Annotated in this window: 21 protein-coding genes and 1 pseudogene; 2 read left to right on the top strand and 20 right to left on the bottom strand. The window is 42.6% G+C overall.

Annotated features, from left to right (window positions below):
* Positions 1-87 precede the first annotated feature (87 nt).
* From PHA78_RS06490 to miaA, 14 genes and pseudogenes are all read right to left on the bottom strand, one after another.
* Positions 88-882 carry a Nif3-like dinuclear metal center hexameric protein gene (locus PHA78_RS06490; protein WP_272157871.1) on the bottom strand — a complete coding sequence of 265 codons (795 nt, stop codon included), beginning with the start codon at positions 880-882 and terminating at the stop codon, positions 88-90.
* Complete coding sequence (locus tag PHA78_RS06495; RefSeq protein WP_024377314.1) at positions 872-1555, bottom strand: tRNA (adenine(22)-N(1))-methyltransferase; 684 nt, start codon at positions 1553-1555, stop codon at positions 872-874. The genes PHA78_RS06490 and PHA78_RS06495 overlap by 11 nt, the downstream gene beginning before the upstream one ends.
* Before the next feature lies 1 nt (position 1556).
* Positions 1557-2231 carry a DnaD domain-containing protein gene (locus PHA78_RS06500; RefSeq protein WP_222375035.1) on the bottom strand — a complete coding sequence of 225 codons (675 nt, stop codon included), beginning with the start codon at positions 2229-2231 and terminating at the stop codon, positions 1557-1559.
* A 9-nt stretch (positions 2232-2240) separates the two neighbouring features.
* Positions 2241-3182 (bottom strand): homoserine O-acetyltransferase MetA, encoded by a 942-nt coding sequence (gene metA, locus PHA78_RS06505; RefSeq protein ID WP_002941370.1) that lies wholly within the window; start codon positions 3180-3182, stop codon positions 2241-2243.
* Between the two features lie 103 nt (positions 3183-3285).
* Positions 3286-3798 (bottom strand): adenine phosphoribosyltransferase, encoded by a 513-nt coding sequence (locus PHA78_RS06510; RefSeq protein WP_002937136.1) that lies wholly within the window; start codon positions 3796-3798, stop codon positions 3286-3288.
* 14 nt (positions 3799-3812) lie between these two features.
* A pseudogene (locus tag PHA78_RS06515) lies at positions 3813-4982 on the bottom strand (DUF3114 domain-containing protein).
* A complete protein-coding gene (gene recJ / locus PHA78_RS06520; protein ID WP_024378497.1) occupies positions 4961-7180 on the bottom strand; it encodes a single-stranded-DNA-specific exonuclease RecJ in 2220 nt (739 codons plus the stop codon). Before recJ ends, PHA78_RS06515 begins: the two are co-directional and overlap by 22 nt.
* A 156-nt stretch (positions 7181-7336) precedes the next feature.
* Positions 7337-8884 (bottom strand): cardiolipin synthase, encoded by a 1548-nt coding sequence (gene cls, locus PHA78_RS06525; protein WP_024377310.1) that lies wholly within the window; start codon positions 8882-8884, stop codon positions 7337-7339.
* Positions 8885-9054: 170 nt separating this feature from the next.
* Positions 9055-11229, bottom strand: coding sequence for a copper-translocating P-type ATPase (locus tag PHA78_RS06530; protein ID WP_099806913.1), 2175 nt, complete (start codon positions 11227-11229; stop codon positions 9055-9057).
* Between the two features lie 143 nt (positions 11230-11372).
* Positions 11373-12128 carry an SDR family NAD(P)-dependent oxidoreductase gene (locus PHA78_RS06535; protein WP_099779936.1) on the bottom strand — a complete coding sequence of 252 codons (756 nt, stop codon included), beginning with the start codon at positions 12126-12128 and terminating at the stop codon, positions 11373-11375.
* On the bottom strand, positions 12125-13054 hold the full coding sequence (rnz, locus tag PHA78_RS06540) for a ribonuclease Z (RefSeq protein WP_029175358.1): 930 nt from the start codon (positions 13052-13054) through the stop codon (positions 12125-12127). Before rnz ends, PHA78_RS06535 begins: the two co-directional genes overlap by 4 nt.
* Positions 13055-13064: 10 nt before the next feature.
* On the bottom strand, positions 13065-13694 hold the full coding sequence (locus PHA78_RS06545; RefSeq protein WP_053864037.1) for a cystathionine beta-lyase: 630 nt from the start codon (positions 13692-13694) through the stop codon (positions 13065-13067).
* Positions 13678-14928: a GTPase HflX gene (hflX, locus tag PHA78_RS06550; protein WP_272157872.1), complete on the bottom strand. Its 1251-nt coding sequence runs from the start codon at positions 14926-14928 to the stop codon at positions 13678-13680. The genes PHA78_RS06545 and hflX overlap by 17 nt, the downstream gene beginning before the upstream one ends.
* On the bottom strand, positions 14921-15805 hold the full coding sequence (miaA, locus tag PHA78_RS06555; protein WP_029185718.1) for a tRNA (adenosine(37)-N6)-dimethylallyltransferase MiaA: 885 nt from the start codon (positions 15803-15805) through the stop codon (positions 14921-14923). Before miaA ends, hflX begins: the two co-directional genes overlap by 8 nt.
* 68 nt (positions 15806-15873) lie before the next feature.
* Here miaA and PHA78_RS06560 point away from each other — a divergent pair, with 68 nt between their 5' ends.
* Positions 15874-16044, top strand: coding sequence for a DUF3042 family protein (locus PHA78_RS06560; RefSeq protein ID WP_012775205.1), 171 nt, complete (start codon positions 15874-15876; stop codon positions 16042-16044).
* Between the two features lie 95 nt (positions 16045-16139).
* Here PHA78_RS06560 and PHA78_RS06565 read toward each other — a convergent pair whose 3' ends face one another.
* Positions 16140-17306 (bottom strand): MFS transporter, encoded by a 1167-nt coding sequence (locus PHA78_RS06565; RefSeq protein ID WP_024378490.1) that lies wholly within the window; start codon positions 17304-17306, stop codon positions 16140-16142.
* A gap of 202 nt (positions 17307-17508) precedes the next feature.
* Here PHA78_RS06565 and PHA78_RS06570 point away from each other — a divergent pair, with 202 nt between their 5' ends.
* Entirely contained in the window at positions 17509-18657 is a 1149-nt protein-coding gene (locus PHA78_RS06570) for a 5-methyltetrahydropteroyltriglutamate--homocysteine methyltransferase (RefSeq protein WP_024377302.1), read from the top strand.
* Between the two features lie 70 nt (positions 18658-18727).
* On the opposite strand, the gene PHA78_RS06575 is transcribed toward PHA78_RS06570, so the two are convergent.
* From PHA78_RS06575 to folE, 5 genes are read right to left on the bottom strand one after another with little or no spacing between them, the layout of a single operon-like run.
* Positions 18728-20038, bottom strand: a complete 1311-nt coding sequence (locus tag PHA78_RS06575; RefSeq protein WP_024377301.1) for a GntP family permease — start codon at positions 20036-20038, stop codon at positions 18728-18730.
* Between the two features lie 21 nt (positions 20039-20059).
* Positions 20060-20554, bottom strand: coding sequence for a 2-amino-4-hydroxy-6-hydroxymethyldihydropteridine diphosphokinase (folK, locus tag PHA78_RS06580; RefSeq protein WP_024377300.1), 495 nt, complete (start codon positions 20552-20554; stop codon positions 20060-20062).
* Complete coding sequence (folB, locus tag PHA78_RS06585) at positions 20551-20913, bottom strand: dihydroneopterin aldolase (RefSeq protein WP_029176976.1); 363 nt, start codon at positions 20911-20913, stop codon at positions 20551-20553. Before folB ends, folK begins: the two co-directional genes overlap by 4 nt.
* On the bottom strand, positions 20906-21718 hold the full coding sequence (gene folP / locus PHA78_RS06590) for a dihydropteroate synthase (RefSeq protein WP_029176975.1): 813 nt from the start codon (positions 21716-21718) through the stop codon (positions 20906-20908). The genes folB and folP overlap by 8 nt, the downstream gene beginning before the upstream one ends.
* An 8-nt stretch (positions 21719-21726) precedes the next feature.
* Positions 21727-22290: a GTP cyclohydrolase I FolE gene (gene folE / locus PHA78_RS06595; RefSeq protein WP_002938082.1), complete on the bottom strand. Its 564-nt coding sequence runs from the start codon at positions 22288-22290 to the stop codon at positions 21727-21729.
* Positions 22291-22414: the final 124 nt, after the last annotated feature.

Here is a 22414-nt window from a genome sequence, read left to right on the forward strand (position 1 = left end):
AACCGCGCATAGTATGATAATTAGGATACCCTAACTACCCTAAAAAATCAAGAGAAAGACAGAAAAAAGCCACAACTTTTGTGACTTTTATAGGTGTCGAAACGGATTGGTCGAAACAGTTGAAGGAAGAATGTCCACATCCCAACCTTCATTTGCCTTCCATGTTTCCAACAATTCAGCAATTTTCTTGATAAACAAGGCTTCGATATGATGGCCTGGATCAATAGCCAGCAAGCCCTGGGTCAGCATATCCTGACCCGTATGGTAGTAAATATCGCCTGTGATGTAAACATCTGCCCCCTTGGCAAGAGCCTCATGGTAGTAAGACCCACCACTACCTCCACAGATGGCTACACGGCTGACATACTGCTTGGCTTGATGCCCATAGGTCACTAGACGGACAGCATCTAGACCAAAGACAGACTTGACTTTCAAAGCCAAATCCTCCAAAGTCTGCTCTGCTATTGTCCCCACACGACCAAGCCCCTGCCCCTCGGCAGTTTCAATCAAGTAGGTAGTATCTTGAATTTCTAATAGTTCACAGAACCAGTCGTTGAGACCACCCTCAACCACATCAATATCTGTATGACTGACATAGACTGCAATATCATACTTAATCAAATCAAGATACATTTTAGTTTGCGGATTGTCACCCACCAAATCCTTTATAGGACGAAAAATCGGAGCGTGCTTGACGATAATCAAATCCACCTTTTTATCAATCGCCTCTGCCACTGTTGTCTCACGAATATCCAGAGCCACCATGACACGTTGAATCTCTTTATTAAGGGTACCAATTTGCAGCCCTTTGACATCGCCTTCCATAGCTAAAGAAGGGGGACAAAAGGCTTGATAGCGCTCAATAACCTGACTAGCTAACATGGACTACCTCCTGAATTTGTTGGATTTTTTGGGAAATGGCAAAGCGGTCACCTTGGCGTTCAGATGGAACTTGTTCCAAAGCAGAACTTAATTTTTCAAGTTCTCTTCTCCACTTTTTGACGAAAACTGGTGAGGCCTCCTCTAGTAGATAGGGACCAAAACGACGTTCAACTTCTGATAATCTCATCTGTCCTGATTCTGCAACGAGGACTTCATATAACTTGCCATTTTCTTCCAGAATCTTTTCAGCAACCAATCTAAAACCATTTTTTTCCAACCATCGACGCACATCATCTTCACGATTATTTGGCTGGAGTATCAAACGTTCAATGGTCGCAAGCTTTTCTTTTCCTGCTTCTAAGATTTCCGCAATCAAGCGTCCCCCCATACCTGCTATGGTCACGGCAGTCATCTGGTCAGACCTCTCAAATGCACCTAAGCCATTTGCCAAACGGACTAGGATTTTTTCTGTTTGTCCCGCCTGTTCTACATTCTGGAGCGCTGACTGATAGGGACCTTGAACGACCTCCCCCGCAATGGCAAAATCAATACGCCCCTGCTCTACCAAAAAAAGAGGGAGATAAGCATGGTCACTCCCTACATCAACTAGACGTGCCCCTTGTGGGACAAAACTTGCGACTGTTTCCAGCCTTTTAGATAATTTTGTTTCCATATCAATCTTTCCAGAGATCCATTGCATCAAGAAAGTCACTTGAAACAGTCACATTCTTAGGAGTCTGAATTTCTCTTTCTGCATTTTTCGCTTCTACTTGCGCAACTGTAGTAATTCCCTCACGGCGCCAGTTTCGTAGAATAGCTTGGATGTATTTCCAATTTGTTTTGTTGTTAAAAACAGCTTCTTTCAAGGCTGCACGAACCAAATCAATCGAAGTTTTGTCATCCTCAATAGTCTTCTGCAAATCTTCGATTTCAAACGGCGATAAAAAGCGGCCCAATTCACGTTCAAAATCACCCACCAAGGTCTTCAAATCATTCTCTGGCTGCACAATCTCAACTGCCCGTTTTGGAGTTAACAGAACATCCAATTTTTCAAAAGCAGGAAGCGCATCGAATATCATTTCAATTTCACCAGCAATACTGATTGTCTTAAATTCTAAGAGTCCAGCATCTTGGAGATTTTCAATAGCTTGATTGACCTGGGCAACTGTTTTACCAGTAGCTTGAGCAATCTCACTAGGTGCTAATGATTCGATAGCTGAAGAATTTTGATATAAGAAAAACTGCCAAATCAAAAAATCATCTGCCGACGGAAAAAGCTCTTGATAGTGGAATAATATTGCTGCTGGCAGGACCAAATGTCCCTGACGAAATTGCTGTGAATAGTTCATACTTCCTCTTTAAAGACTAGCTGACTGGGCTGATTGTTCAAAGATATGCCAGTCGTATGGAGTTTCTTGATAGACAGCATAATTCACCCAGTTGGTAAAGAATTGTGCTGCTGGTAAATTCCAAGAGAGAGATGGTTTGCTTGTAGGGTCATCTTCTTTGAAATAATTTTCCGGTAAATGGGGATTTTTTCCAGCTATACAATCACGTTGGTATTCCTTAGCTAGTGTATCCCTATCATACTCTAAATGTCCAAAACTATAAATTTCCCTTAAATCCTTGCTGGCTAAAATGGATAGGCCAACTTCTGGACCTTGTGATAAAATCGTCAACTCACTCAGATGGGCAATATCTGCCTCCCTTACTTCCGTATAACGGGAGTGTGGTGAACGAAATTCATCGTCAAATCCACGCATAAGAGGGCTAGTTGGATTAGTCACTTCTTGACAATATACGCCTGATAGTTTTCGAGACATACTGTGTTTGGGTACACCATAGCGTGCATACAAACCTGCCTGTGCACCCCAACAAATGTGCAATGTTGAATAAACATGTGTTTTTGACCAATCAAAAACTTGAGTAAGTTCTTGCCAGTAATCAACTTCCTCAAAAGGTAAGTTTTCAACTGGTGCTCCTGTCACGATGAGCCCATCAAAATAGCTATCCCTGACCTGCTCAAAAGTCTTATAAAACTGCTTCAAATGGTCCGAGTGTGTATTTTTGGACTCGTGACTAGCCATGTAGAGAAATTCAACCTCTAGCTGTAAAGGAGTGTTAGCCAAAAGACGGAGCAACTGAGTCTCCGTCACTATCTTCTGTGGCATGAGATTGAGAATAAGGATTTTGATAGGACGAATGTCCTGATGACTGGCTCGGTCACTATCCATCACAAAAATATTCTCTTTTCTCAAAATTTCAACTGCTGGTAATGATTTTTCAATTTTAATTGGCATAAGCAACCTCCCAATTTTCTTACATTTATTATAAGACAGGTTGCTATGCAATTCAATTAGAATAAAAATAGGACCAGTTATAAGTTTTGGCTATAACCTTAGATTAATAGTGCATCAAAACCTTGTAGTCGTAATCACCGATTGCTTCACGGCCTTTCAAATCATCTAGCTCAATCAAGAAGGCACAGCCAGCAACGATACCGCCAAGCTTTTCAATCATTTCGATCGTTGCTTTTACAGTACCACCAGTCGCCAACAAGTCATCGACAATCAAGACACGTTGTCCTGGTTTGATTGCGTCTGCATGCATCGTCAATGTATCGACACCATATTCTTTTTCATAATCAGCTGAGATAACCTCACGTGGTAACTTACCTGGCTTACGAACTGGTGCAAAACCGATTCCCAATTCAAAGGCAACTGGACATCCAACGATGAAACCACGCGCCTCTGGCCCAACAATCATATCGATTTGCTTATCTGTCGCATACTGAACGATTTCACGTACTGCATAGCTATAAGCATTTCCATCTGCCATCAAAGGGCTAATGTCACGGAATTCGATACCTTCTTTTGGATAGTTAGGAATTGTTGCGATGTAATCTTTTAAGTTCATTTGTCTCTCTCTTTTTAAAAATAATTTTTACTCTTCATTATACCATGAAATTGTTTTTTGGTACATTTCAGACCTATATCTTTAGCAAATCGTCTCCTCAAATTCGCCACACAAGCTGCCCTACTATGTCCACCATAGGAAAAGCTTCCTTGCTGATTAAAGTAAGACTGCTCCCAGCCAACCTCATTTCTTCCTTTTTGGTAGCGACGAAAGCGAGTAGGCGATAAATAGACTCCCATCTTTGAGCGTAGCAATTCTTTCCGAAAAACGGGATCCAGTCTGCCAACTGGAGCCATATCAAGTTGTCTATGGCGCTTATTATTAGCTCTGGCATAATTAAAGGAAGCCCTGTTTACCACGCCATTGACATGTGGTCGTTCTTCTAAAATCAAGGCAAATTGTCCATCTTGATTTAGGATAAATTCGCTGTGAAAATGAATCAAAATCTTCATATTGACTGGCAAAATCTTCTGATTTTTCTTGCCGAACAGTTGTTTATTGTGTAGGCGGGCAGATTCTCGTAAGCGGTAAGACCACCGAGGTAGGCTACGTAAATAGGCTATCAGAGCCTGCCAATCTGTTTTTCCTTTTCCACACTACTGACGCACCCAAAAAGCCTGCTGATAGGAAATAAGGTAACGCAGTTGATGGACCTGTCTGTTTAACGGCCGTTTAACTTCTAATTCCCGAACTGGAAAAGCCTTATCAACTAGCTTAGCAAAGTACCCCCAAAACGGATGGTGTGGAGGACAATTCACATCCATCTTCTGCAAAAGTTCAGGTAATATCCCATGACTTAATTCCTCAGGAAAATCTAACATATTCATACTTTGCTCCAATAAAGTCGTCGCTTTCTCTTGGCTTAAAGAGCGACTGTCAACTCTTATCAACTGATAAAAGCTAGTTGAGGCAAAAATAGTAGCTTCTTTTATGAAATTTTGAACAAATGCTGGGATGTCTTCTTGTTTTAGAGGCAACAGTTGTTTCAGGAAAACCTTTTTGATAGCTCTTTCTGACCATCCTACTCGCCGTAATTCAATCAGTGCGTGCTTTATTTCGGTTATCTGTTCAAGATTTTTCAACAGGCTTTTCTGCCTGATAAACCAATGAGCGTAGAGAAGCGTTCCAATTACTCCAACAACAACCAGAGCTTCTACTGTCATCAAACGCGACCACATAGCCATTCATAAATTTCCTGAACGGTGCCGAGCGCCATCAACTCTTGTTGGATAACTGTTTCTTTCAATTCTTGATATATTTGACTTTCTGAAATCTCTCGCTTCTGTGCCTCTTTGTTGACCCGCATGACCCCATCCGTAATCGTGACAAATTCTAATTCTTGGAAAATCTGGATCATTTTAACCAATAGACTGTCCTTAATTTTTAAGTAAACAGCCAAATCTTTCAGTTTATAGCGAACATCAAATTCCTTAAACTGATAAATGGTCTTATAGAGCTTGGCAAATTGCTCCCGACTACCATAACCGTCTAGATAATAAGGTATCTTGATGTCATTCTTAAAGTAAATAGCCTGAAAATCATGTTTTTGGAAAACGGGTTTGAGGTCCGATAGATTTTCGGGTAAATTGGCTAAGACAAGCGAATCCGCACCTGCTAGATTGGACAAGTCAGTCATATCCAAAACGGGCACTCCTTCTGGCAGATTGTGCTGTTTGCCACGGATATTGTAAAGCTGGACACCTTCTACACGGGCATCAACCAGCATGAGCTGAAGACTGGTATTGCCATTCCATTGATTGACAGACAAGGTGACAGCTAGTTCTAAGCCCTTGGCCTGTGAAAATTCCAAGGCTAGATTGCCCTTACCAAAAGCAACGACATCAAATCCTGCAGCACCTTTCGTAATGCGTAGTTTCAAATGGGCATTATTCTGCCCCATGGTTCTTGCTGATTCCACCTGAAAGTCTCTGATGTAGAATACAGGCTTTTTATTATCCATGCCGTAGGGTGCTAATTTTTCAAAGGACTTTAGCGTATCAAGAGTTAATTCTTCCAAGTCCAATTCTTCATCTAAGACCAGCGAAGACTTGCTGGATAAATCCAATTTATTTTCGATAATGTAGTCTGTCAAGGTTAGAGCAAGCTCTTCAAGTTTGTCAACTTCCAAGGTCATACCTGCTGCACCAGCATGACCACCAAAGGCGATAAATAGGTCCTGATGATCTTTAAGGGCCTTGAAAATGTCAACTGCTTCAACAGAACGAGCCGACCCCTTTGCCTTACCATCTTCAATAGACAAGACGATAACAGGTTGCTGCAATTCTTCTAGTAGGCGTCCTGCTACAATCCCTAAAACACCTGGGTTCCAACCTTCTTTAGCCAGAACTTGAACAGGTCTATCCCGACGGAGCATGGTTTTTGCTTCATCGTAAATTGCTTGGACGACGTCTTTGCGTTCTATATTTTTACTGTCAATCATGAGGGCAATTTGATGGGCCTCTTCGTCATCAAAACCAGTCAGTAATTCGATGGCTGGATTAGGATCGTCGAGTCGACCAAGGGCATTCAACCTCGGAGCAAGTTGGAAACCAACTGTTTCTTCATCAATACTGTCTATGTCAATACCAGCTATCTTTATCAACTCTTGCAAACCTGCTCGCTCAGTCTGTTTGAGAAGCGAGAGACCATATTTGACCATGACACGATTCTCATCGGTCAAGCTAACCATATCAGCGATGGTGCCAATTGCGACCAAATCCAGCAAGTCTGCATGAACCGTTTCAAGAAGAGCACAGGCCAATTTAAAAGCCACGCCGCAGCCCGCCAAATGTTTGAAGGGATAATTTCCATCGGGATGCTCTGGATGTACAATCGCATAGGCATTGGGAAGGGTTTCCTGCATGGAATGGTGGTCTGTCACGACAACATCGACACCCATTTCCTGGGCATAGGCAATCGCTTCATGACCCGCTACGCCATTGTCCACCGTCACAATAAGAGAAATCCCCTGTTGCTCGATAAAATACTTATAAACCGACTGATTGGGACCATAACCATCTGTGAAACGATTGGGAAGATAAACTTGGACTTCTGCCCCCATTTCCTCCAAAGTTTCTTTCAGAATAGATGCCGAGGTCATGCCGTCTGCGTCATAATCTCCATAAATCAAAATTTGTTCGTAATCTTCGATTGCTCGGCGAATCCGCTCTACCGCCTTGTCCATATCATGTAGTAAATAGGGATCGTGAAGGTCTTCTAAGCTTGGTTGTAAGAAAGTATGCAATTCTTCCGCCGAATGGATGCCACGTTCATACAGCAACTTAGCCGCTACCGGGTCTACTCCTTCTTTTTTAGCAATTTTGATAAATTGTTCATCAGAAAAACCGGTTAATAATTGCCAGTCATAATTAGGTTTTATCACGTTTTTTCACTCCTTAATACTCAAAATCACAAGTAACCTGTAACTTTTCCGAGTATAAACTATCTTTCTATTATATCATTTTCCAAGAAAAATGGAGCAAGGTAAGACCGAAACAGAATGTCGATCCCTTGCTCCATGAAGAACGAATATTGCAATTTATAATAACGGCGAAATAATTCGCAGTAGGGCTCCTCCCAAACGCTTATACCAAGAGTACGTTTTATGGAAGGTTAGAAGGTTAATTTGCTGTGATTTTTTGAAGGACTGAGTAAAGTCATCCTTAATAGCTGCCAAAACTGTCGAGTGATTGTAAATATAGAGACCACACTCAAAATTAAGATAAAAAGAGCGAAAATCCATATTCACCGTACCAACAGTAGCTTTCTTATCATCGACCAAAACAACTTTGGAATGGACAAATCCAGGCTGGAATTCAAAGATTTCAATTCCTGCTTCCAAGTAAGTCGGAAAATCAGTACGAGCAGCCAAATAGGCTGATTTTTTATCGTAGATATGCGGTAGTAAAATGCGAACCTCGACTCCACGCTTCGCTGCATAAGTCAAATTATCAATCATTTCATCATCCAACACTAGGTAGGGTGTCATGATATAAATATAATCCGTTGCCGACTGAATCATGTCTAGGCAGACTCGTTTGGCTACCTCATCTCCATCAAATGGATTCTCGCCATACGGAAGGAAGAAACCTTCGGCATCAACGGTTTCCGTCTCTAAATCTTTATGCGTTTTGAGGTATTTTAGGTCATCTGTCTCTGTCTTTTCATTGTAATTCCACATTTGAAGGAACATCAACGTAAAGTTTGCAACAGCTTCTCCCCTAATCATAATCGCTGCGTCTTTCCAGTAACCAAAACGCACTTTCTTGTTGATGTATTCATCTGCGATATTAATACCACCGGTAAAGGCAACCTTTCCATCAATAATCGCAATTTTCCTATGGTCACGGTTATTTTGCACCGTAGATAAGGCAGGGATAATTTGAGAAAATACTTTGGCTTTTATCCCATATTTTCTCAAGGTTTTATAGTAATTATAGGGAAGATTGGTCAGTGAATTCATCCCATCATACATAAAACGAACTTCCACCCCTTGCGCTGCCTTTTCCTTTAAAATGTCAAGGATAGAATCCCACATATATCCCATATCGACAATAAAGTACTCCATAAAAATATACTGCTCTGCTTTTTTCAACTCTTCTAGTAGAGCTTCAAATTTTTCCTGACCTGTTGAAAAATAGACGGCATCCGTATTGGTATGAATTGGGTAGCCAACGTACTCACTCATGAAGTGAGCTAATTTCAGTTGCTCCTTATCTTCCTGCTCCAATGCCTTCATGACCTTTTCAGACGTCTTACTATACTCCCGAAGTCTTTGTGCTTGCTTATGAAAATTTTTACGATAACGTTTGGTTTCAATGTTGGACTGCAAAATAAAATAGAATAGAGCACCAAAAATCGGAATACCAATGACAAAAATAATCCAGGTTAACTTAAAACTGGTATTCATCGGTCTATTGATGATTGAAATAGCTACAAAAATCGAAAAAATTTGCAAAACAATCAATAAAGCAGGCATATAGGTAGCTGCCGAACCTACCAACCAAAGAATAAGGAAAATGGTTAGAATAATCAAACTAATGACAATAAATGTCCGACTGTATATAATTTTCCAAAGTTTTTCCATATATCTCTCCCTTATTTTTTTACCATTATAACAGATTATAGTCAAATATCCTACTAATTATCGCAGTAGATTTCTCGCAGTTCTTACTTGAAACAGCACCCCTATCTCCTACATCATAAAACACCGACATAGACCGGTGTTTTACTTATATATATTATCTGTCAAAATTTCTACGGTTTACCGTAACGTAAACCCATAGCATTGATAGCGACAATAACCGTCGATAGACTCATGAGCACGGCCGCCAATAAAGGATCCACCATAATGCCCATGCTTGGATAAAGGATTCCAGCAGCTAAAGGAATGGCAATGATGTTGTATCCTGCCCCAAACCAGAGATTTTGCCTCATTTTGCGGATGGTTGTCTTGGCAATGCTCAACATATCCAAGACTGCTGATGGATTGGATTGAACCAAGACCACGTCTGCAGAGTGGATGGCAACAGAAGTTCCTGCGCCAATGGCAAAGCCTAAATCTGCCGTCGCTAGAGCAGGCGAATCATTGACCCCATCGCCGATGAAAAGAACTGCCCCACGCGCCTGATAGTCCTTGACCAGTTTTGCCTTATCCTCTGGTTTAAGTTCAGCTCGGTAATCCTCTATGCCCAACTGAATGGCTACTTTTTGTGCGGTAGCTGGATTGTCACCCGTTAACATCACAGGACTAATCCCCTGCGCTTTCAAGCCTGCTACAAAATCTTTAGCATCTTCTCTTATCTGGTCGCCCAAGGCTACAAATCCCAAGACCACATGATCAGACACCAAAAAACTCAAGGTTAGACCCAAATCAAGATAGGGAGCAATCACGTCCTGATCCACTGACAAACCTATTTCCTGCAGACCTTTGTAGGACATAATTTCATAAATCCTTCCATCCAAGACGCCTCGAATCCCACTACCAGGGATATTCTCAACCCGTTCTGCTTGATAGAAAAGTGGACCTGCCGCCTCCACAATCGAAAGGGCAATTGGGTGGGTTGAAAGAACTTCTAATGATGCCATTTTGGCCAGCGCATCCGCTCCCTCAACCAAATCTTGGCTGTGGCGAACTTGAAATTTTCCGTCGGTCAAGGTTCCGGTCTTATCCATCAAGGCAAACCGAATCTGGTTAACCTGTTCAAGAGCTGTTCGGTTCTGAACCAAAAGACCATTTTTTGAAGAAATCGTGGTCAATCGCGCCACAACAAGGGGAATGGCTAGACCAAGGGCATGCGGACAGGCAATGACAAAAACAGAAACTGCCATCATCAAGGCAAAGGCAAGATTAGCCGTCATGGTCCAATAAATAAAGGCCAAAATCCCCACAATTAAAGCTGCATAGAAGAGCCAAGAGGCTACGCGGTCAGCCATATTTTCAAGCTTGGATTTCTGGTTTTGTGCTTGACGGACCATTTCGGTCACCTGCGCCAAAAAGCTATCCTTACCAAGACTGGTCACTTCCATTTCAAAGGGCATGTTTTGATTGAGCGAACCACCGAATACCCTATCCCCCGCCTCTTTTTTGACAGCTCGAGATTCCCCAGTAATCATGGATTCATCAATATGAGCAACACTCAAAATCTTACCGTCAGCCGGAATTTTTTCATTTTCCTTGACTAAGAGGAAATCCCCAATCTGCAAGTCCTCTACCGCAACATCTGTCCCATCCTTGAGATGGGCTTTTTTCGGAATGAGAGAGGCCAAGTCTTTCAGGGCATCGCCTGCTCCCATAACCGCCTTCATCTCAATGATATGCCCAATCAGCATAATGACAATCAGCGTAGACAACTCAAACCAAAAGTTCATGCTTTCTTGTCCCAATAGCGCTAAAATTGTTGCATAAACGGAGTAAAGATAGGAAACAATAATCCCCATGGAAATCAGGGTCATCATTGCAGGTTTTTTAGCTTGCAACTCCCCTCTCGCTCCGTTAAAGAAAGGTGTTCCTGAGTAGAAGAAGATAATAGAACCTAGTATCAGCTGGACAAGTTCAACACCCGGAAAACGTAAGAGAGTGAAACCTGCAATTGGAGAAATGGCCAGTAGGGGAATCATGACTGCCACTGCGACTTTGAGCTTTGTATTCATATCCCCCATGTGCATCATGTGCCCACCATGCTCCATCATGTCATGGTCATGCCCTTGGTGATGCTGATGAGCATCATGAGTATGATGAGAATGATGACTGACGTCAGAGCCCCCTACATGATGATGGTCGTGATGGACGTGATGGTCAGAATGATGATTGGCGTGAACCCCCTCTTCATGAGGATGCTCCTGCTGATGAGAATGATGGCTGGTCTGACCAACTTCCTCAGAATGCATCATATGTTGGTGTTCCTGCTTATTTTCTTTTGAATGGTTCATAAGATAACTCCTATTTCTGTCTACATTTGTAATCGATTTACAATTATAGTTTACACTTGTAGTCAAAAAATGTCAACCGATTAGATCAAAAAAACCTAGAATGGCATTAATCCATCTAGGTCATATTATGTGTTCACTTTTCTTTATTTCAAATTAAAGACCGTACTGGCCAGATAATCAGCCAGTCTCGGAAAAAGAGTATATAGCTTATGAGCAGCTGCTAGTGACCAAGGCAGATTGATGTCTCGTTTCTTCGTCCCCATAGCTGAAACAATCTTCTTAGCAACATAGTCTGGTTGCAGCAAGAAAGCCTTGACACTTTCTTGATAAGTACCATCTGGATCTGCTTGGTCGAAAAAGCTGGTTGCGATTGGACCTGGGTTGACCGTAGTAACTGTCACACCGTAGGGAGCCAACTCCAAACGAATAGTATTGGAAAATCCCATAGCCGCAAACTTGGTCGCCGAATAAACCGATGACTTGCTTGAAGCAATCAAGCCTGACATGGAAATGATATTGATAATCTGCCCGCTCCGTCTTGCCTTCATTCGTTTACCTACTAAACGGCACATGGTCATCAGTGCAAAAGTATTGATGTCAAACATAGCCTGCACCTGCTGGCTGGAAAAATTCTCAAAATCATCATAAATGGCATAGCCAGCATTATTGACTAAAATATCAATCCGCCCAAACTGACTATCCAGTTCATCGAAAAATGCCGTCAGAGCTATTTCATCTCGGATGTCTACATCAAAGACAGCCTTTTTTTCATGGTAAGCATAGAGTTGCTCAATTTTTGCCACATCACGACCAAGTAAAATCAAAAAATCATCTTTCAGCAATGGCACCATTTCCTGCACCAAGCCACCAGAGGCTCCTGTGATTAGAATGGTTCTCATAGCTCAATTTCCTCTAAATCCTTGACAATATGAACCTGCTCGAAAATAGTACTTGCATCTTTCCGTAATTGACTAATATCCTTTGATAAAAATCGTGGACTGATATGATTGAGTAAGAGCTGTTTGACACCAGCATCCTTAGCTACCTGAGCGGCTTCCATATTGGTCGAATGCCCGTGCTTGCGAGCAATCTTCTCATCTCCTTTTCCGTAAGTCGCCTCATGCACCAGCACATCAGCATTGACAGCCAGACGGACACTAGCATAACACTTGCGCGTATCACCAAGAATGGTCACTACCTTACCAGGCCGAGGAGGAGAAATATAGTCACTCGCGATAATTTCAGTCCCATCTTCTAGCGTCACGTTTTGACCATTTTTGATTTTACCGAATAGGGGACCAAATGGTACACCTGCCGCGCGCAGAGCCTCTGCATCCAATGTCCCTTCCAAATCTTTCTGGATGACACGATAGCCGACACAAGGAATGGTATGGTCCAGCTTTTCAGCGAATACCGTGAATTTGTCCGTTTCTAGGACCTGACCTACCGTATCAACATCAAACTCATGAAAATGAATGCGATAAGGTAGGCGTGTCCCTGATACTTTAAGACTTGCCAAAACAAATGAACGAATGCCCACAGGACCGTAAATATCAATATCCGTCTGCTCCTCGCTAGACTGGAAGGAACGGCTAGACAAAAAACCTGGCAGTCCAAAAATATGGTCTCCGTGCAGGTGAGTGATAAAGATTTTTGCGACCTTACGTGGACGAATAGTCGTTTCCAAAATTTGATTTTGAGTTCCTTCGCCGCAGTCAAATAGCCAAACCTGATTGATTTCATCCAAGAGTTTCAAGGCCAAACTGGATACATTTCGAGCCTTGGAGGGCTGACCAGCCCCCGTACCTAAAAATTGAATTTGCATTGTTTACTTTCTAATGTTTTATATATAAAATTGCAGAGCGACCCGACCAGACGTAGTAAGGCTGACCAGGATAGGCTTCCGCCACTTCCAGCACTTCTTCCTGATTAAAGCCTGAAATCTTGACCAAGCCTTCTCCGGTTGCCACTTGAGTCAGGAGGTAGTCTGTTTCAACTTCCTCTAACTCGGCTTCCTCAAAGGGATTGACTTTCATGAAAATCTTGCCCTCCTCCACAAAGACGACATAGTGGGGAAAGACTTGGGCGATTTCAAAAAGCAAACTGTCCGTCACTTCCTCTATACCTTCCGAAAAAACCTGGGCCAGACCGTCCGCCGACACATAGGCAAAGCCGAAAGACTTACCTGACAAATTAAGACGGACAAAGGGCTTGTCTTCTTCAAAGCTGGGTTCTTTTGGAAAAAGGCAGAGCTGCTGAGATAGAGCGAGATAATAGTCCGTCGCCTCTTCTGCCCCTTGTTTCTGGTAGATTTCCGCAAAATAGGCATTGATAACCGAGGGCGGTGGCGTGATAAAATCTAGTTTTTGTTGGTCAGTCATATCAGCTAATTTCTTAGCCAGATAGACCTTGTCCAGACTGGTAAAGCCACCGTATTTCATTGCCAAATCAAGATAATCCGTCATAAAATTCTTCCAACTTCCATTTATTGCTGGAAGCGATATAGCCTGATACCACTTCCACATCCTCTTCATAAGTCCGATTTTCAATCAGGGCAAGAGTGGCTAAATCATGCAATTTATAAGATTCAGCAAGTGGGACCCTGATCTCAAATCGTTCAAACATAGTCTTAATCTTGGCCAAGACCATCATCTGAATATGCCCTTTGGCATTCTTATCCTTAGCGGACAGCATGACATGAGGAAACTGACTGGGGGTAAAGCTGTCATCGGTCTTGTCCAGCTTGTTGTAGAGAGCTAGACGGGGAATGTCCAGCATATCCAAGTCTTTCAGAATGTCCAAGACCACCTGCTCCTGCTCACTGTGATTGGGGTCAGAGGCGTCGATGACATGGAGCAAGAGGTCCACGTTCATGGACTCCTCCAAGGTGGATTTGAAGGCGGAAATCAACTCAGTCGGCAGGTCCTGAATGAAACCAACCGTGTCGGTCAAAGTCACGTTGAACTTGTCCGCCAAGTTTATCTGCTTGGTCGTGGCATCAAGTGTGGCAAAGAGTTCGTCCGCCTCGTACTGTCGCTTATCGGTCATGGCATTCATGATAGTGGATTTACCAGCGTTGGTGTAGCCAATCAAACCAATCTTAAACACGCCTGATTGCAGACGGCGTTCCCGGACAGTCGCTCGATTTTTCTCCACCGTTTTGAGTTGGCGTTCAATGTCGTGAATCTGGTTGCGGATGCTGCGACGGTTGAGCTCCAACTGGCTTTCACCCGGTCCACGAGAGCCGATACCCCCTGCCTGACGGCTGAGCATGATACCTTGTCCAACCAAGCGTGGCAACATGTACTTGAGCTGGGCCAAGTGGACCTGCAGTTTTCCCTCGTGACTCCGTGCTCGCATGGCAAAAATATCCAAAATCAACTGCATACGGTCGATGACTTTAACACCTAAAATCTCTTCCAGATTAACATTCTGACGGGGCGTCAGTCGGTTATTGACAATGACGGTATCAATCTCATCAGCTTCAACCATCTGGGCAATTTCTTCTAGTTTCCCTGAGCCAACAAAGGTCTTGCTGTCGTATTTTTCTCGTTTTTGAGTGTAGACTCCCTTGACCAGAGCGCCAGCCGTCTTAGCAAGACTTGCCAACTCTTCCATGGACATGTCAAAATTATCTGTCTGCTGTAGTTCCACTCCAACCAGGAGGGCGCGTTCTTGTTCTTTCTGGGTTTCAATCATTTAAAAATTCCTCCACGGCGGTGAAAATCTGCGACTTGTAATCTGGCTGGCCTACTGAGTAAAAGGGAACCTGCATGCGATTTCTGAACCAAGTCAATTGACGTTTGGCAAAGCGGCGGCTATTTTGCTTGACTTTATCAATTGCTTCTTCTAGCGAAAGTTCACCTGCAAAATAAGGGAAAAATTCCTTGTAACCAATTCCCATAGCAGCTTGGGCTTGGGGATGTTCTTGGTAGAGCCAGCTAACTTCATCCAGTAAGCCCGCCGCCATCATCTTATCCACTCGCTGATTGATGCGGTCGTAGAGAACCTGTCTGTCATCCGTCAGGCAGATGTAAAGTGGCTCATATTCTGACTCTGTATTTTCTAAGTTTTTGCCAAATTTTTTCAACTCTAACCCACGAATGATTCTCCGTCGGCTGTTTCCCTCGACCGTCAAACCTGCCTGCTCTGCCATTGTTTCCAAAACCTCGTCAGACAGGCTATCAAGCTCTGCCCGATAGGCCAGAACCTGCTCCTGGTCAACCTGCCCGCCCAGATGGTAGCCTTCAAGCAAGCTCTGAATGTAAAGCCCTGTCCCACCCACGATAATCGGCAACTTTCCACGACTAGTAATGTCTGCAATTAAGGCCTTGGCTTCCGCTACAAATTCATAAGCCGAATAGCCATCGGTCACCTCTCGGACATCAATCAAGTGATGAACCGCCGCAGCCTGCTCTTCAGGGCTAGCTTTTGCCGTACCGATATCCAGTTTGCGATAGACTTGCTGGCTATCACCGCTAATAATTTCTCCATTGTAGCGCTGGGCCAAGTCTATGCCAAGGGCAGTTTTTCCTACCGCTGTCGGTCCAATGACCACAATAACTTTAGTTTTCATCTTTTTCCTTGAAAATATTTTGTTTTTTCGCTAAAATCTATTATAACACAAGTAAAGGAGAAATAACTATGGCTAAAGGTTTTGGTAAAGGTTTCTTAACAGGTGTTCTTTCTACAGTTGCTCTTGCAGCAGGTGCAGTCTTCACTGTTCACAAAACAATCATTGAACCAGAAGAAAAGAAAGAAGCCTTCATTGAGGAAAATCGTAAAAAAGCTGCTCGTAAACGTGTGGCACACTAAAAAGCTGGATGTCCAGCTTTTTTTGTTTACAAAAAATCCCTTAGAAGCTCTGCCATTTTCACAGAAAAATACCAGCCTTCTTAAGGGATTATACTTTATAAGATAATATCTTCTCTTTCAATGAGAACAATAGTCCACATCATGGCAAGTGTGACGATAGCCAGAGCAAGAATCAATGGCATCCAGTTTCCGAAGATTGGATAGCTGTAACCGAGAAGGCCTGGTCCAAATGCTGCAATGAGATAGCCACCTGTCTGCACCATTCCTGATAACTGGGCAGTAGCCTGGCTGTTGCTTGTTTTCAAAGTAAAGCTCAACATCATATAAGGGAAGAGGGCTGCATTTGAAAAACTTAAAATAATGTGAAGCGCTGACCAAAGAATGAGATTGGTCGGAATCAATGCCATCATGACCAAACCAAGCAAGGTAACAGATGAAATAGCCAGCATGATATTTCGACGCATTTCTTTTGTCTGACGAGAAAGAACAGCTGGGATAATCATAGACATGGGAATAGCTGTCATATTGAAGAAACCAGCCATTAGCCCTGCTTCTGCCTTACTAAAGCCAACTGATTGAGAAATAGTTGGCAACCAGGTAATCTCTGTATAGTAGAGGACTGATTGTAGCCCACCAAATATCAAAAAGGCAATCGCTGCTTTATTTTTCCAGATAGATGATTTCTGGTTTCCTTGGTTCTCACTTGCAAATCGATGGTTATTTCTTACATTAGGCAACCAGATTAGGAAAGCCATAAATACCAATCCTGTAATTAATAGAATAAAAAATTCCCAAGAACTAGAGGATACAATTGGAACAGCAATCATGGATGCAACTGTTGCCGCCACCCCCATGAGAGTGATATAAATCGTCGTATACAGACCAATTTTCTTTGGAAAATTAGCCGCAACCAAACTTGGTAGCAAAACATTAATAAATGCTATTGTAGCACCAACAAGCATTGTACCAAGAAATAAAGTAGGAAGATTAAACACTCGCATCCCAGAACCAAGAGCCATGACCAATAGAACAAAGGCCATTAGCTTTTCCATTCCAAACTTAGCCGCAAGACGCGGTGCTAAGGATGAACAGAGAGCAAACATGATGAGCGGAATAGAGGTTAAAATCCCTAATGAACTCACTTCTACTCCCAGTCCTGCTGCCACATCTGTCAAAATAGCAGGTAAAGCTGTAAAGGGGGCACGCATCACGATCCCTAGCATGACGATTCCTGCAATAATAAAGGGTGATTGTTTTTTCATTTTTCTCCTAAGTCTCCTAATGTTCGGATTTCAGCACTTTCGATTATACCATAGTTGACAAATGATAGAAAGTTATTTCCGTCTATTTTTTCTAGTTATAGTTTTTAACTATGGATTTGCCATGAAAATAACTATTTTTCAAATGATAGCTTATGAGTTAGAATAGGTTCATCACTAAAACGAAAGAAAGAGAGATACATATATGACAACTTCAAGATTCCAATTGGTCGGTTCACTTCTTCGACCAGCAAACTTAGGAGAATTTAAACGACAAATCGAAGCTCGTGAAGACATCAAATACCCATTCTATGATGACTTCGATGGTTACAAAGAAACGGAAGCGTCACTCATCCAAAAAATTATTGCGGAACAAAAAGAAAACGGTTTGGATATTGTAACAGATGGAGAATTTGGTCGTTCAATGTGGCACCTAGATTTTCTCTGGGGCTTCGACGGTATCGAGCGTTACATTACTGAGCATGGTTATCCATTTAAAGACCATGATGGACAGATTTTTGAAACACGTAAGGATATTGGATTGCGTATTACAGGTCCTCTTTCAGCAAAAAATCACCATTTCATTGATATTTTCAAACAAGTGAAAGAATTAGCAGGAGAAACTGTAACCAAACAAACTATTTTTGGGCCAGCCCATGCCTTTAATGAATTGACAATTTTCAATGGACAAGTTGGACCAGATCACATCTACAGGACTCGTGATGAATTGAAAGACGGGCTCATCGCTGCCTATAAGGAATTTTTAGACCAGTACAAGGAAGCTGGTGGACAAATCGTTCAATTTGATGACTGCCTTTGGGAATTATTCGACCCTGCTAACCCTGTACCTTTCTTGCCACAAGACGATTCTGAAGCATTGGCTGCTTTGGCTGACGAGTTTGTTGCTATCAATAATGCTGTTATTGATTACGGGCATGAAATTGGCTTGACCGTCTGGACGCACAACTGCCGTGGTAACTATGAAAGTCGCTCTGCAGCTGGCGGAACTTACGAAGCTATTGCTGAAAAATTCCTGCGTGACCAAAAATACGATCGATTCTTCCTTGAGTGGGATGATGAACGTGCAGGTGATTTAAAAGCTTTGGAAAGCCTGCGTGACAAGAATGTCGAAGTCGTTCTTGGTCTACTTTCAAGTAAAACTTCTGATTTGGATGATGAAGAACGTGTTTACAAATTACTCGAGGAAGCAAGCAAGATTATTCCAAAAGAGCGCCTCTACTTGTCACATCAATGTGGATTCGCTTCATGTGATTCAGGTAATGAATTGGCCATCCCGCAACAGTGGGCAAAAATTAAACAAGGTCAAGAAATTGCAGAGAAGTTTTGGTCTTAAGCCACTTCTTGTTATTCGTGCATAAAAGCCCCGCCATTTGGCAGGGCTTTTATTTGTTTGTTAATCAATCCTAATATAGCAAAGGTGCCAACAGTAAAATCACAAGTAAGGCTAACAAATGCCCAACTGTCACTAGGATAAATGAATACTTGAGTCCACGTTTCATACTTAATTTCGATAGATTGTGGAAGGTAATCATCACGCCAGACTGAGGCACAACTGTCAAGATAGCTGATGCAACAACTACTACACGATGCAGCAACTCTGGATTAATCCCCATTTCTAAATAGGCAGGAAGGAAATTACTTGAAGCAATACCTACTGCACCAGAAGAGGAACCGATAATACCACTAACCAATGCTGTCGAAACAGATAAACTAATCAGCGGCGATCCTGGTATTTGTTGAATCCATTCTTGAATGACTGCAAAACCTGCTGACAAGGTTAACACCGTCCCAAATGCTACTGTACTAGAAGTTGCAAAAGCAGGCACTATAGATGCCGTTGTCGCAGCATTCAAAATATCTTTTTGATTTGGCAAATATGGATAAAAAATCAAGGCTGAAATGAGAATTGAAACAAGCAAACCGATTGCTAGTACATTCGGAGTTTTACTCATTAGGAAAATCGTCCCAATAAGACTGAATAGAGGCAAGACTGATAAAAATAGATTTGGTGTCTTATCAGCTACCACTACTGCAGTTTCATCCTCTTCTTCTGTATACGTCTCTCCATTTGCTAGACTTTTCTTGAGGCAGTAGGCCATGTAGAGCAAGCCAAATACTAATAGCGTCAAGCTGGCTGCCAAACTGATAATGGGGGCCGCGGTCAAGCTAGTTCCCAAAACTTTTGTCGGAATAACATTCTGGATGGAAGGTGCCCCAGGAAGAGTTGTCATCGTATAAGTACCGGCTCCCAAAAAGACAGGAATTGGAAAAAGGGCCCAGTTAATATTCAATTCTTTGAAAAGTGGTCGTGACAGGGGAAGCAAGGTAAAAATAACTACAAAAATACTGACACCACCATAGGTCAGAATGGAAGCAATCAAAGTGATGGCTAACAAGCCCTTATAGGGACTATCCTTTCCCATTACTTTCAAAATGCTATTAGCAATCGTCTGCGTGGCTCCACTTGCCTCCATATAACGTGCCAAGATAGACCCCAACATAAAGATGGCAAAATTATTAATCAAAAAACCTGCTAAGCCCGCCATATAAGACTGCTCTTTGCCTAGCATAACCTCCAAAATATTCATCTGGTTGGTCAAGATGATGATCAAACTAGCCAATGGCGCTGCAACAATGACATGTAGATTCTTTGTAGTCCAATAAATAATGGCCACAACGGCCAGTAAAACTCCTAAAATTGCTAAAATTTCCATAGTTCTCCTTATTTTCCCTTCCTAGTCAAGGGAGATTTTTTTAATGTCTGACGTATCTCCTAAATTACTTACTAGCACTTCTACCCTTTGTCCAAGACCAGGATGTCGATAATCTGCTGCAATATCAGCCAGTGGTAAAAGAACAAATGCCCTCTCATGTGCATAAGGATGTGGTACGATGAGATTTTCTTCGTCTATCACTTGCTCATCCCAAAAAATAATATCCAAATCAATGGTCCGTTGACCCCATTTTTCAATCCGCACTCGGTCCAACTCTTGTTCGATCTTCTGGCAAACGCTTAGAAAATCCTGAGCAGACAAATCAGTATACACTTGACAGGCTAGATTGAGGAAATCAGCCTGGTCGGTCTTGCCCCAAGCTGGAGTTTCATAAATGTTGGAAACTAAGCCAAGCTGGCAACCTGGATGACTGGCTAATTTGTCTAGAGCTGCCTGTAAATAGGCTTGCCGATTGCCCATGTTCCCTCCGATACTGAGATAGGCTAGATGCTTCATGGTCGTTCACGCTCCAATTCAATTCCGACAGAATCATAGTGTCCAGCAATGGGCGGATTTTCCTTGTAAATAGCCAAGCGAATCTTATCCACCTTTGGAAATTGCTCAAAAATCTCTTGGCAAATAACACCTGCTACCTTTTCTATAAGGATGTAGGGCTTGCCTTCCACAACTGCTTTAATGGTTTCAAAGACCATACCATAGTGAACTGTGTCTTCTAAATTGTCAGTTTGTGAAGCTGCTGTCAGGTCAACAAACAAATCACAGTCAACTGTGAAAATTTGACCAAGAACTTGTTCTTCTTTGAAGGCACCATGGTAGCCGTAAAAGCGACATTTATTGAGAGAAATCTTATCCATGATGACCTCCAGAAGTCAATTGGTCCCAAACTTTAACGATGTCACGGTTGGCAGCGACATTGTGAACACGGACCATTTTGCAGCCTTTTTGGACTGCCCAGGCAGACAAGGCTGCCGTTGCTTGATCGCGGTCAGTTGGTAAACTATTTCCCCCAAGCAGATAATCTACCACGCGCTTACGGGAAATTCCAAACAGAACAGGATACCCAAGACCAGTAATCTGTTCCAAACCTTGTAAGAGGTCCAGATTATGTTGGACATTCTTCGAAAAGCCAAATCCTGGATCCAACCAAATCTGGTCTGCGGAAACACCAGCATCAAGTGCTGCTTGAGCACGCTCAGCTAGAAAGTTTTTGACTTCTCCAACAACATCCGCATAGCTTTCGTCTTTCTGGTTGTGCATGAGAATAATTGGTACCTTGTACTCCGCAGCCAGAGCTAACATATCTCCATCATAAAGTCCAGCCCAGACATCATTTAAAATATCTGCGCCTGCTTCCAAGGCTGCACGTGCAGTTCCTGTTTTATAGGTATCGATGCTGACAAGACAGTCATAGTTTTCTTTGATAGCGCGGATAATCGGAACCACACGAGCAATCTCGTCTTCTTCAGACACAAAGGTTGCACCTGGACGAGTGGATTCTCCACCGACATCAATGACGGTAGCACCCTCAGCCAACAACTTTTCTACTTGTACCAAGGCAGACTCCACCTCATTATAGTGACCACCATCTGAAAATGAATCGGGTGTCACATTGAGAATCCCCATAATGGTTACTTGATGGGCTAATTGTTCAATAGACATAGAACCTCCTATTTATTGTGGATCATGGATAAGAGTTCACGGCGCAAGATGGCATCTTCCTTGTATTTTCCAAGGGCAACTGTGGTCACTGTCTTACTACCTGGCTTGCGAATACCACGCATGCTCATGCACATGTGCTCTGCTTCTACCATGACAAAAACACCTTCCGGTTCAAGGGCATCTTGAAGGGCATGGGCAACCTGATGGGTCAAGCGCTCCTGCAATTGAGGACGACGGCTTGCCACCTCTACTGCACGCGCCAATTTGCTAAGACCTGTTACACGCCCCTTGCTCGGAATATAGGCGACATGTGCAATGCCATAAAATGGGACAAGATGGTGTTCACACATAGAATGAAAGGGAATATCTTTCACCAAAACAACCTCTTCATGACCTTCTGAAAAGACAGCTGTAAATTGGTCTTTGGGATCCTCTTCTAGGCCGTTAAACATTTCTAAATACATCTTAGCGACCCGTTTAGGCGTATCTAATAAACCTTCACGATTTGGGTCCTCACCCAATAATTCCAATAATTGATAAATTGTTTGTTCAATTTGTTCTTGTTTTGACATAGTACATCCTAAATAGTTTGATGTTCTTATTATACCTCAAAAACATTTTTCAGAAAAGGGCTTTCAACATTCTAAACAACAAACTGTCCCCGTTCAGAATGCCAGACACTCCCACCTTTGTGGT

Origin of the sequence: Streptococcus sp. HN38, assembly GCF_028335765.1 — a bacterium.
Taxonomy (GTDB): Bacteria; Bacillota; Bacilli; order Lactobacillales; family Streptococcaceae; genus Streptococcus; species Streptococcus suis_P.